At 33.9% G+C, this 12,214-nt stretch carries 9 protein-coding genes and 3 pseudogenes; 7 read left to right on the top strand and 5 right to left on the bottom strand.

Annotated elements, in window-relative coordinates; all coding sequences use genetic code 11:
- On the bottom strand, positions 1 to 880 hold an 880-nt coding region (locus tag ACIQLB_RS12745; protein WP_400726073.1), incomplete at its 3' end, for a hypothetical protein.
- 245 nt (positions 881 to 1,125) lie between these two features.
- Here ACIQLB_RS12745 and ACIQLB_RS12740 point away from each other — a divergent pair.
- The 5 genes and pseudogenes from ACIQLB_RS12740 to ACIQLB_RS12720 all read left to right on the top strand — a co-directional run.
- Positions 1,126 to 1,764: a BMQ_0737 family morphogenetic spore coat protein gene (locus ACIQLB_RS12740; protein ID WP_400726071.1), complete on the top strand. Its 639-nt coding sequence runs from the start codon at positions 1,126 to 1,128 to the stop codon at positions 1,762 to 1,764.
- Positions 1,765 to 1,907: 143 nt separating this feature from the next.
- Complete coding sequence (locus tag ACIQLB_RS12735; protein ID WP_400726068.1) at positions 1,908 to 2,483, top strand: hypothetical protein; 576 nt, start codon at positions 1,908 to 1,910, stop codon at positions 2,481 to 2,483.
- Positions 2,476 to 2,772 carry a hypothetical protein gene (locus ACIQLB_RS12730; RefSeq protein WP_400726065.1) on the top strand — a complete coding sequence of 99 codons (297 nt, stop codon included), beginning with the start codon at positions 2,476 to 2,478 and terminating at the stop codon, positions 2,770 to 2,772. The genes ACIQLB_RS12735 and ACIQLB_RS12730 overlap by 8 nt, the downstream gene beginning before the upstream one ends.
- Positions 2,773 to 2,786: 14 nt before the next feature.
- Complete coding sequence (locus ACIQLB_RS12725; RefSeq protein WP_400726062.1) at positions 2,787 to 3,590, top strand: hypothetical protein; 804 nt, start codon at positions 2,787 to 2,789, stop codon at positions 3,588 to 3,590.
- Between the two features lie 620 nt (positions 3,591 to 4,210).
- A pseudogene (locus tag ACIQLB_RS12720) lies at positions 4,211 to 5,423 on the top strand (IS3 family transposase); the annotation flags it as partial.
- Between the two features lie 344 nt (positions 5,424 to 5,767).
- Here ACIQLB_RS12720 and ACIQLB_RS12715 read toward each other — a convergent pair.
- A pseudogene (locus ACIQLB_RS12715) lies at positions 5,768 to 6,739 on the bottom strand (beta-propeller fold lactonase family protein); the annotation flags it as partial.
- A gap of 478 nt (positions 6,740 to 7,217) precedes the next feature.
- On the opposite strand from ACIQLB_RS12715, the pseudogene ACIQLB_RS12710 reads away from it, so the two are divergent.
- Positions 7,218 to 7,406 (top strand): annotated as a pseudogene (locus ACIQLB_RS12710) (thiol-activated cytolysin C-terminal domain-containing protein); the annotation flags it as partial.
- Positions 7,407 to 7,448: 42 nt separating this feature from the next.
- Here the strand turns inward: ACIQLB_RS12710 and ACIQLB_RS12705 are convergent.
- Positions 7,449 to 7,604: a hypothetical protein gene (locus tag ACIQLB_RS12705; protein WP_400726061.1), complete on the bottom strand. Its 156-nt coding sequence runs from the start codon at positions 7,602 to 7,604 to the stop codon at positions 7,449 to 7,451.
- A gap of 695 nt (positions 7,605 to 8,299) precedes the next feature.
- On the opposite strand from ACIQLB_RS12705, the gene ltaS reads away from it, so the two are divergent.
- On the top strand, positions 8,300 to 10,237 hold the full coding sequence (gene ltaS, locus ACIQLB_RS12700) for a lipoteichoic acid synthase (RefSeq protein ID WP_400726058.1): 1,938 nt from the start codon (positions 8,300 to 8,302) through the stop codon (positions 10,235 to 10,237).
- A 157-nt stretch (positions 10,238 to 10,394) separates the two neighbouring features.
- Here ltaS and ACIQLB_RS12695 read toward each other — a convergent pair whose 3' ends face one another.
- Both ACIQLB_RS12695 and ACIQLB_RS12690 read right to left on the bottom strand, forming a co-directional pair.
- Positions 10,395 to 10,679, bottom strand: coding sequence for a gamma-type small acid-soluble spore protein (locus ACIQLB_RS12695; RefSeq protein WP_400726055.1), 285 nt, complete (start codon positions 10,677 to 10,679; stop codon positions 10,395 to 10,397).
- Positions 10,680 to 10,862: 183 nt separating this feature from the next.
- Entirely contained in the window at positions 10,863 to 12,167 is a 1,305-nt protein-coding gene (locus ACIQLB_RS12690) for an alpha/beta hydrolase family protein (protein ID WP_400726052.1), read from the bottom strand.
- Positions 12,168 to 12,214 lie beyond the last annotated feature (47 nt).

Raw genomic sequence — 12,214 nt, 5'->3', positions numbered from 1 at the left:
TTTCAACTGCTTCCAGAATGACAGGTTCATTAACAGTTTCAAATAATACTTCATGATTACCTGGATCATTGGTTAATTCAGAGTTCATTTCATCTACCGTGACAGCGGTATTTTTTTTTCTGTAATGCTCAGGAGTTGAGACATCGTTAGGTGGTAAGGCAAGTTCATTCATACTAACTGGAATTTCCTGTTTGTTCGTAGCGTGTATAAAATGGAAGGTGGATTCGGTGGTGGTATTTCTATATAAGCCATTATATATTTGGTTTGGTTGAGTATTTATTGATTGAAAGTATTGTTGATTAAAATGACGTTCCTCGGGTACATCTCTTTGATTTCCGTTGCGAGTAGAATGTATACCATTGCTTACATCTAATTGCGCATTTGTTGCTTTACCTGCCAGACTTTGTAGCATTTTATAAGATGGCTGTTTTGATGTAATCGCCGCTTGGCCTGTAGTCTGTGTAATGATCGGATCTCTCTGTGCACCGTAAGCAATAAAGTTAGATGTTTTTTCAGTTTTAGGTGGAGTGGTTGGAGCTTCAGTATTTTCAATCGTAAGTAATTTGTTTAAAACCTTTAGTATTTCTTGATTCATTTCCTCAATTGTTTGATTCAGAGACTCAATTTGTGCCGATAGAAGTTTTATCTGCTCTTCATAGCCTTCTATTTGTGAATTTTTTTGCTTATCATCTATTGTTGTTTCAGTTAGCTCTTCTAAAAATGTCATTTGCGTTTTAATCTCATCAAAATCCATTTTCATAAATAGGTAATCTTCAATTGAAGTTCCCGTTTTTAATGAAGTTAACATGTCCTTGTAGGCTTCTATTTTTTGCTTCAATTGTTCAATGTCTTGAGTGGAGTACAATTTTGAATCTTCCATTGCATTTCCCCCCTTTCAGTCCATTAATATTTTATTAAAAATATTTACTTTCTGTTACAAATATCTCGATTCTTTCGAACATTTTGTTTGCCCATTAGAAGAGGTGATGTTAGTAAAAAAAATACATCCTTAACCTCAAGTATTTTAATAAAAATCAAAACGAATTATTTATTAGCCCATACACTTATAGCTAGAAAACATATGATACAAACGAAAGATAAAAAATTTATGGAGGTGTCAAAAGGATGCTAGATAGTATGCCATCCCAGGCGCAGGAAATGATCTGTATAAACGTCGATAAGGTATTCGACTGGATTGTAAAGGAAATGTCCTTTGATTTTTCCCCTACTGGACCAATTACTTTTCCAGGAGTAACGCCAACGACAGATTTAACAGGTGCGGTAGTAACATGTAAGGTAGTTCCAGCAACAACTAATCCTGTTGTTATCTTGAATCGTGAGAATCGCCAATTCTCTATTGATGGTTCAACTGTATGTCTTCAAAATTTAACTATTCAAAAGAATTTTGTTCTTACGATAGTTGTTTGTTTACCGAACGGCACTATGTTCACAAGCAATACTATTCCACTTTCTCGTTGTGAACAAGTAACATTATGTGCTCCGAAAGGGACAGATGTAGAAATTTTATTCACAGATTTAGATTGTTTCGTCTGTACAACTGGAACATTAACAGCTGGAGCAGGTACAATTACGTTTTCTGCATTATCTATTACTGTATCTGTTTGCCAAAGTATTCAATCTACATTCCCAGTTACAGTGGAATTCTTAGCGACTTTCTGCGAGCCAAGAGCAGAATTACCATTCACATGTCCAGGTGTAGTAATTCCGCAGCAATGCCCTGCTGTATTCCCGTCAGTTGGTTAATGGTACTAACACATAGAAGAGAATCATATTGTAAAGAGAGGGTAATCCTCTCTTTTTTTTATGAATTGATTTCAGACAGTTGATATCGCCTAAAGTGTGAATTCTTTGGTTAATTTAATACTATTGGCAAGGGGGTACTAATTATGACTACTTGTATCGATCGTGTAGAAGAGAAAATAAATGAATTAAAAAAACAAACGAATTTTTACGTTCATGAAATTAAAAAAACGATTGAGGAGCTTATTATTCCAGATAGTGTCAATGTCATTAGTTATTTCACATCCTCAATCAATATTTCTTATAATCCCGATGAGGAGAGCTTATGCCTGGGCTCTTATCATATTCGTAATATAGGTAATCAGCCTATAACTAATCCTTATTTATGCATAAGGCTACCTGAAGATTCCCCATTCTCGTTCTCTGGAAGGTATGTTTATGAACATTTCGCACCAAACTTAAAAGGAAACAGTAGCTGGGAGCGAATCAATGATCAATCGAGCAAGGATGAGTTCTGGCTTAGACCTATAGGAAAAACAACGTTAGAGCCAAACGAAACACTATCATTTCCTAACTTTCAGATTAAATGGTCACATAATTTATCTTTTTCAGGAAGTATCATGGGTTTTACATATTGTGATCAGCTAAAAGATGGTGCCGTTGTCTTAAATCCTATTAATCTAAATGGAATTAGTCATACACAGGAGGATAAAAATGAGTGAATATGAAAATATGAATCGAAAAATAGATAGTGTTATCCATCAACTTATGAAGGAACAGCTTACGAATTTACCAAGCTATAGTAATGAGGAAAATAATAGCTTTGCTTATCTCGAAAAAAGCACTTTGAATCTACTTATAACTTATTTAATATCAGGAGAAAAGAGAAAAGCTGTAGAAATAGGCGATGAAGAATTAGAAATTAAGCTTATTAAGCAGCTTGATAAGATGTTAGAGGAGAGTAAGGAGCAATTTGAAGAAGTGATTAGTTTACTTGAAAAATTGTCGTGATAGGAGGTACGAGTATGGATAATGATATTGTTAAAAACAATGATCCTATTCAGCTTCAGCAAATGGTCATTTTTTTAAGAGCCGAATTAGCGAAATATAAAAATGAAGTCAAAAGACTCAGAGATAGTGATTATTATTCACTAGTACTGAGATTAGAGCGAGAAAATGTTCAATTAGCAAAACAGAAAAAGGAGCTTTCGATGGAGCTTTTAAAGCAGAAGAGAGACCATGAAAGAAAAACAAAAACTTACTATGATGATATACAAGCAAGAGAAATACAGAAGAAAAAACAACTTTCTTCAATAGAGGGTTTATTAAAAGAATTGGAAGAACTGCGTGCAGAAAATAAGCTAATAAAGGAATCTTTAAAATTCACTAAAGATGAATTACTTTCTATGAATTCAGATGCTAATTATAAGACAACAGTGGATGTCCTTGAAAATAAGTTAAATGTTTTTGCAAGAAACATAAGCCAACAAATGAAGACTATCATTGAAGCCATTGAAAAATCCCATTTAGAACAAGCCAATTCAGACAATCTTAATAAGCACTTAGCCAAAGAAATAGAAGAGAAAAGCAGTGATATAGCAAAATTATCGGAAGAATTAGCAGATGTAAAAAAACATAGCCTTTCCCTGAGTGGAAAAACGAAGATGAATCCAGAGTTTCTTACACACTTAGATGCTCAAGTAAATAAGGTATTGGCTCAATCAATGGACTTTGAAAAGCAGTTGAATCATAAATTTCGCTTGCTTGAGGACCTGGACCACAAATTGAACGAGCTTACTATAGAAATAAATACTGATAAAACTGTATAAAGTATGTTGTTGATGGCTGTTTCAAAAGTAAGAAAAGACACATTTTTAAAACAGCTATTTTTATGTTAAGAGGATTCTACTTGTTGTTTCGTTTTTCACCAATTGAGCTTTTTACGGTCAGTTAGTGCGAAATAAACAAAGGAGATTTCGGCTAATCTGTAACATTAAGGTCAAGTAATGGCATAAGGTGATTGATTTCACCTATATATGCTGGAACAGACTTTGCTAATGAAAAACAGCGGGCACTGCTATCAGCACGGACGTTTAAATTCGTCTGTATAAGTGATCGCTTTCTCACTAACTGCTTTCACATTCGGATTTCATTTAAAGCTGTTTTTGTTCATTTTTCGTAAAATATCTTTCGATCATTTCACTATACCCTAACATCTTTTTTCGCATTATAAACAAAAGTACCCTATAGGATTGAAGTGCACCCCAATTGTTAGACATGTCATCTAACAATTGGAGGTGCATTTTTTGTCTAAATTTACAATTGAAGAAAAAATAAAAGCTGTTCAGCGTTATTTAAATGGAACAGAAGGCTATCAAAATTTAGCTTTATACAATTGGGGATAGAACCAAAGAATTTTCATTACTGGATTAAAAAATTCGAATATCATGGCGAAAAAGCTTTTGAGAAAGGCTTACAAGCTATACTACACAGTTTAAACTAGATGTACTTAATTATATGAACAATCAAGGAAACATCTGTTAGGGAAACTGCAGCGATTTTTAATTTATCTACACCTACTGTTTTAATTTCTTGGAAGTAGAAAATGAATCTGTATGGCCTGGATGCCCTTGAACCAAAGAAAAAGGGGCGTCCATCCATGAAAAAAGAGTCAAATAAAAAAACAAATCAAACACTAGCTGAAAGATCTGTAGAAACACTTGAAGCACGAATTAAACAGCTTGAAATGGAAAATGAGTATTTAAAAAAGTTGAATGCCTTAGTTCAAAACAAGGAAAAATCACCAAACAAGACAAAGCACAAGTAGTCTATGAGTTAAGGCATAAATATCCGGTGAAAGCACTCGTGAAGCTCGCTGACACTCCACGCAGTACGTACTATGATTTATTGAAACAAATTAATCGACCAGATCCAGATGCCGACTTAAAAGCTGAAATCAAAGCGATTTATGAGGAACATGAAGGCCGTTATGGCTATCGCCGTATTCGCGATGAGCTAGCGAATCGTGGAAAAAAATAAATCATAAAAAGGTTCAACGTATCATGAAGGCGTTAGGTTTGAAATGCCTTGTACGTATGAAAAAATATAAATCTTATAAAGGAACAGTCGGTAAAATCGCACCAAATCATTTAGATCGCCAGTTTACAGCAGATGCACCAAATGAAAAATGGGTGACGGATATTACAGAGTTTAAATTATTTGGAGAAAAACTATATCTATCACCAGTTCTCGATTTATTTAATGGTGAAATCATTACGTATACAATTGGTTCTAGACCAACGTATTCCCTAGTTTCAGAAATGTTGGAGAAGGCTTTAGATCGCCTGCCAGAGGAGCATCAACTACTAATGCATTCGGACCAAGGCTGGCATTACCAAATGAAGCAATATCTTCATGCGCTTGAATCAAGAGGCATTCTCCAAAGTATGTCTCGTAAAGGCAACTGTTACGATAACTCCGTGATGGAGAATTTCTTTGGCATTATGAAATCAGAATTCCTTTACTATAAGGAATTTGAAAGTGTGGAGCATTTTAAACAAGATTTAGAAAAATATATGGACTACTATAATAAAAAACGGATTAAGGCAAAACTAAAAATGAGTCCAGTGCAATACCGAACTCATTTTGAACAAGCTGCCTGATGAAGAAATAACCGTGTCTAACTATTCGGGGTCACTTCCATTCAAAGTTTCTATCTTATAGGGTACAGTTAAAGAAAAGGAAGATCTTTTTCTTTAAATTCTTTGTCGGGATTCATTATATTAAATTGAACAGATGATGAATTTTCAACAAGTTGAATAGTAGCATCTTCACTCGAATTTTATTAAATATAATTCATGACTGTCAAACAGACTTATTTGTTTTACATTAGGTATGGGGCATTCACTTCGTTCGGTTTTGCTTGTTTGGTCACTACCATTATACCGAATCTGAAGAGGTGCCTGTTTTTTATTTGTTTGAAACCCTTGAGCCCTATGACACTGGATTAAGAAGTTAGGCAGATTGTCCCGGTTTTTATACCAGTAGGACCATTGAATCCTGGAATTGTATCGATTACTGTGTTTGTAGCTATATCAATGACAGACACAGTTTGGTCAAGTTGATTTGTTACATAAGCAAGTGTTCCATCCGGCAAGATGGTAACTTGGTCAGGAGATAATCCTACAGGGATTGTAGCAATCACCATATTTGTTGCTGTACTTATAACGGATACAGTATTACTACCCTTATTTACAATGTAAACAAGTGTTCCATCAGGTGTAATGGCTGTTCCAACAGGTCCTGTTCCAACAGGGATTGTAGTAAATACCGTATTTGTAGCTACTTCAATTACAGATACTGTGTTACTAGATTCATTTGTAACGTAAGCAAATTGTCCGCTTGGTGTGAAGACGATAGATCTTGGGCGAAGTCCCACTGGGATTGTAGCAACTACAGTATTTGTAGTTGTATTAATAACTGATACTGAATTTGAGTTTTCGTTTGCAACATAAGCAAACGCACCATTAGGAGTAAAAGCTATGCCTTGAGGTTGGAGCCCTACTGGAATAGTAGCGATTACTGTATTTGTAGCTGTACTTATGACAGATACAGTATTATCTCCAATTCCAGGTCCATGATTTGATACATAAGCAAGTGTTCCATCTGGTGAAATCGCTACACCAAGAGGATTAGCTCCTACTGGAATGGTAGCGACTACTGTATTTGTTGCAGTATTAAAAACAGTTACATTATTCGAGAAGAAAGCTGGAACATAACCGAATTCTCCATTTGGTGTAATCGCCACTTCTAGTGGAGCAGATCCTACTGGAATGGTAGCGACTATCGTATTTGTTGCGGTATCAATTACTGATACCATATTATCAGGAGCTTCTAACTGACCAGCGTCTGTAACGTACACTAAAAAATGACAAGCTGGAGTTGGTGGTACGGGTATAAATGGTGGTTTACAACGACAAGGACAACAAAAGCCACAACAATTACAACGACAACTTGGATTTGATTTAAACTTGAACCTTATAAATTTATTTTCTTCCCCCACATTGCACACCCTTTCTATCATATTTTGATTCATTGATACTATATGCAAATAGAATTATGTTGCTTGTACGTTTTACCTAAACTAAATAATTTTGAACAGTGGCGAGTGGTTGTTTATATTATTTTCCAATCATTGTTTGATTCCTAGATATAGGGTTTTGTTGCTTATTCTTCGAAGCTTTCTTTAATAGAAAGGAGGAAGCACAATTAACCAAAATTCACATTAACGAATCTGTTTTGCTCCTTGTCAGTAAATCCCTCAATACAGTTTTTATCGTAATATGTGTCAGTAGCGGTTGCGACTTCATATTCTCCTGTCCTTTTGGTGATTGACGCTGTGGAAATATAATGACGGAGGTGGAGGAGCGACAATGGGGATTTTTCCATGTTGCCCAGCTCATTACTCTACAGTAATACCACTTCCGCCTAATTCAAAAAATATAAGAATTTATGCAAGAGAATGTACAGGTCTTGCATGGGATTGGTGGAGAACAATTATTGATGAATACAATGTTCAATTATCTAATGAAATAAAAGTTTCAATTGGAGGAACTACATTATACCCAACAGGTAATATTAATTAGGTATAAACTTCGATCTAGTAAAATAAACGGCTGAGACTCTTGTTACACAAGAACTTCAGCCGTTTTTATTTCTTCATACATCCAGCCTGATTTATGAACACCAATGACTTCCCCAAGTGCTATACCACCATACATAGTATCGTAATTCATCAATAAACAATTGCTATAAAAGAGAGGGATAGGATGAAATTTATTCATTAGAATATACTCATAGCAATTGATTTTTACATACTTTAGTGTTGACTCAAGGACTTAATATAGACAGTAAATTATTTTATAAAGAAGGTAAGTGTCTATGTGTGAAAGCTTTAGCTGTTTAGAGTGTTTTCTTTATGAAAGCCAGTTTCTAATAATATGTCTATGCAACAACATTTGAATACTTAAAATTTCCTTGACGACAGATCGAAGATAACCCAAAAGCTGAATAATGGAAAATTGTATTTTTTAATGGATTTATTATGAAAAGATTAACTCCGGGATTTATTTAACCGTAAATGTTCAGTAACACTTGTTTAAATTTAATGAAACTAAACCTTACAAAATTATAAGTTTTATGTCACCAAAATTTAATTGTAAAAACTAAAATTCTGTTTTAGAATTGCTATTGTTGATTTAAGTGCGGAAATATGAATAAACATTTCAATAAATAATGAGGTATTCCTATCGTTTAAAAACTAACATATGCTGGAGGTTTTTATGAAAAGGGTTTACAATAATAGGAAGGTGTATACTGATTATTTAACAACTTGACAGATGTCTATATGGGGAGTAGTATACAATAGCTGCCAAAAAAGCTACTGTGAAGTAACATTTTTAAAATGCAATATATACTTATAATCTAAGTTGAAAGACAACTAGATTTAAGTTTAAGTAAGTAAAAGGTAGGTGCAATAATGAAAAATTTATTAAGTAAAAAAGATAATCTATTAAACAACTTTTTAGGGATATATATATTAGCTGTTTTAATGTTATGGATTAAAACATACATCGCTCAAACAGCACAATTTAAACTTGGCGTAGAAGGATTCCTTCAACAATTCCTTTTACTAATAAATCCACTAGGTTCAGCAATGCTATTTCTAGGAATTTCATTTTTATTTAGAGGAAAGAGAAAATATACATCACTAGTTGTAGTTTACACTCTGATGTCTATTGTTTTATATGCCAATATTGTTTATTACCGATTTTTTAGTGACTTCATTACATTACCTACAGTTACCCAAACGCAGAACTTCGGAGATTTAGGTGGTAGTGTTCTTACTTTACTAAAGCCTTATGATTTCTTGTTCTTTGTGGATGTATTTGTAATGTTTTACCTACGATTCTCAAGAAAAATACAAAAAGATAACAATCGTTTTGGATATAAAAAAGCAACGGCAATCATTACTTTTGCATTAGCAGTATCAATCTTAAATTTAGGACTAGCTGAAGCTGATCGTCCGCAACTATTATCTCGAGGTTTTGATAGAAACTATATTGTGAAATATTTAGGAATGTATAACTATACGATTTATGATTCAGTAGAAACGATGAAAGCATCTTCACAGAGAGCTTTGGCGGATAGTAGTGATATTACAGAAGTGATGAACTATACAAAATCTAACTACGCCAAACCTAATGTAGAATATTTTGGTAAAGCAAAAGGAATGAATGTTATCTATTTACATTTAGAATCATTCCAAAACTTCCTGATCAACTATAAATTAAACGGTGAAGAAGTTACACCATTTTTAAATTCATTAACAAAAGATAAGAATACAATGTATTTTGATAATTTCTTCCATCAAACAGGTCAAGGTAAAACTTCCGATGCAGAATTTATGCTAGAAAATTCTTTATTTGGGTTACCACAAGGATCTGCTTATATTACAAAAGCACAAAATACGTATCAAGCAGCTCCTAGTATTTTAAAAGATTATGGTTATACATCTGCTGTATTCCATGGTAACAACGGAAGCTTCTGGAATCGAAATGAGATTTATAAATCATTTGGATTCGATCACTTCTTTGATGCTAGTTATTATGACACGGGTTCTTCAGAAAACATGGCTGAATATGGTTTGTTAGATAAACCATTCTTTAAACAATCTGAAAGTATGTTAAGTTCGTTACCACAACCTTTTTATACGAAATTGATTACGGTAGGGAACCACTTTCCATATAAAATGGATCAAAGCTTAGTAACAATTGATAAAGCTAATACTGGAGATTCAAGTGTAGATAATTATTTCCAAACTGCACGTTATGCAGATGAAGGGATCAAACAAATATTCGACCAATTAAAAGAATCAGGCTTATATGATAATTCGATGATTGTTCTTTATGGTGACCATTACGGTATTTCAGATAATCATAATGATGCGATGGAACAAGTCATTGGAAAAGAAATTACACCATATGAAAGTGCTAATTTGCAACGCGTACCATTATTTATACATGTTCCGGGAATGCAAGGTGGAACCAACCATACTTATGGTGGCCAAACAGACCTTCTTCCAACGTTATTACATTTACTAGGAATTGATACACAAAAATTTGTTCAATTTGGTTCCGACTTATTATCAAAAGAGCATGATGAAGTTGTACCATTTAGAAATGGCGGTTTTGTCAGTCCTACAATTGATTCAATTAATGGGAAATTTTATGATAATAAAACAGGTTTACTACTAGATGATAGTCAATTAGAGTTTGCGAAAACTCTCAAAGATAAAGCAGATCGTAAATTGGAATTATCTGATAAAGTCGTGAATGGAGACTTATTGAGATTCTATACGCCAACAGGTTATACTCCAGTTGATCGTTCTAAGTATAATTACTCCAAAGATAAGTAAATTTTTAAAGCGAAATTAGGGATTTTACATCAGAAGAGCGCGAGAAATCAATGTTTCTAAAATTGATTTCTCTCGCTTTTTAAGGTTTTGACTAGTTTTATCCTAGCCCTTTTTTTGGAGAGCAGAAAAAGGTTGCCTTTTGAGGATAATAATCAACTTATTTTGTACTGTTTTTGTTTGCAAATTGACCAGAAGCTTGTTTTTTGTTAGCTTCTGCTTGCTGGATTTGTTGTTTAATTTGATTAACATCAGTCTCATTCCCGAATTCTTCATTTATCGAGTTCATTGTACCAGAAGCTTGTTTTTTGTTAGCTTCTGCTTGTTGGATTTGTTGTTTAATTTGATTAACATCAGTTTCATTCCCAAATTCTTCGTTCATCGAGTTCATTGCATTTGGGTTTTTTTGATTAAAGTTTTGGTTGTTGTTATTCATGGATTTCACCTCCTGAAATTAGTCTGTACAGAAGATGCTTTATTATTCGTAGAAATGAAGTCGTAATCACCAAGCATAATTTAATGGCAAATTTTATTCTTTGATCGATATACAACGTCCCACCATTTTAGACTCCAGCGTAAAAAAAGTCTAGGGAAAGGGTTTTATACGAACCATTCATCCAGATCAATTTCAATATGTCTCTTTGGGAGTGAAATGGCCGATTCCCTTTAATTCAAAGTCGAAAAATTTAAGAATTAGTTCATTTTCAGTTTCGATACAGTACAATTTATCAATATCGGCTTTTCCTCCTTGTAGAATATTTGTTAGAATAGGAGAGAAAAGCGGTAAATCAGTCAAGCTTAAATGTTTTGCCCCTTTAAAATGAGTAGTATATGCATCTTTGAAGTGTTCATTATTAAGTTTGTTCGCTATATAAATGGAGTTGTTTTCAAGCTGTCCCCAAACATCGTCAGAATAAATGTTAAGAAGTGGGGTCGTGAAGTCTTTGCTGCTTGCTACAAAGTCATTCATTTCTTTCTTATAAACAAGCTCACTAAAGAATGGGGCATCAATATTTACAACTGCACTTATATCATTACGCTCTCTATCTAGCCAAACACTTGCTGCACCGCCCATAGAATGCCCGAACACACCAATTTTCTCTGTATCGATATGTTGATAAAGGGAGTTATTATCATTTTTCGACTTTTTAAGGATCGTATCAATGACAAAATTCATATCGTCTGTTCGTAATTTCATCCATTTTTGAATGATATTGTACCGTTCTTCATTCGAGTAAACGCCTTTATTCATATTTTTTTCGAATTCATCGCGAAAATCTGAACTGATCGTAGCTATTGTTCCTTCCTCTGAACGAGTATAGAAGGAGTGATAGGGATGGTCGATTGAAACGACTACATAACCGTGGCTTGCCAGCTCAGTATAGGTAGATCTGTTGCTTGTCTTGATACCATATGCCCCGTGTGAGAACACCAATAGAGGGTATGTTCCATCTGCGTTTTTTGGATACCAAAATTCTACATTAACAAATCTGTTGTCCCCCTTGTTAGTAAATTCTTCAATACGATTCTTGTCAACATATGTGTCAGTAGTGGTTGCGACTTCATATTCTCCTGTCACTTTTGGTGATTGATGCTGTGGAAAAATAATGACAGGTGAAAGTACAAAGACAAATGTCAATATCATCGTAATGGACTTCCACACAATGTTAGAAGTTTTGTATTGTTTGATATTTGATTTCTTAAGGATAAGAGACACTGTCCCAATTATAGCTAATAAGAAAAGTAGTATAGCAAGCATTACCCAGCGAAAGCTCCAGACAATCACCGATGAAACAGTGAGTATCACAAATACTGTAAATGCAGCAATACTAATCCAATTCTTTATTTTTTTATGGTTTTGCTCAGTTACTATGCAATAGATCGCAAAGGTAATCTCGAAAATCAAAGCGACTAATAAAAGTAATATCCCCATATTCATAACTCCACCTCATTAGAAAAATTTTTTGTAAAATCATCATA

The sequence above is a fragment of the Lysinibacillus sp. NPDC092081 genome, from assembly GCF_044755845.1.
GTDB lineage: Bacteria > Bacillota > Bacilli > Bacillales_A > Planococcaceae > Lysinibacillus.
This window is presented reverse-complemented; position numbering and strand designations above follow the sequence as displayed.

What these genes read in the sequence shown, in the direction of transcription:
- ACIQLB_RS12690 (WP_400726052.1), bottom strand. Translation starts at nt 12,167, where the DNA reads ATGGGGATATTACTTTTATTAGTCGCTTTGATTTTCGAGATTACCTTT.
- ltaS (WP_400726058.1), top strand. Translation starts at nt 8,300, where the DNA reads ATGAAAAATTTATTAAGTAAAAAAGATAATCTATTAAACAACTTTTTA.
- ACIQLB_RS12705 (WP_400726061.1), bottom strand. Translation starts at nt 7,604, where the DNA reads ATGAATAAATTTCATCCTATCCCTCTCTTTTATAGCAATTGTTTATTG.
- ACIQLB_RS12740 (WP_400726071.1), top strand. Translation starts at nt 1,126, where the DNA reads ATGCTAGATAGTATGCCATCCCAGGCGCAGGAAATGATCTGTATAAAC.
- ACIQLB_RS12735 (WP_400726068.1), top strand. Translation starts at nt 1,908, where the DNA reads ATGACTACTTGTATCGATCGTGTAGAAGAGAAAATAAATGAATTAAAA.
- ACIQLB_RS12725 (WP_400726062.1), top strand. Translation starts at nt 2,787, where the DNA reads ATGGATAATGATATTGTTAAAAACAATGATCCTATTCAGCTTCAGCAA.
- ACIQLB_RS12730 (WP_400726065.1), top strand. Translation starts at nt 2,476, where the DNA reads ATGAGTGAATATGAAAATATGAATCGAAAAATAGATAGTGTTATCCAT.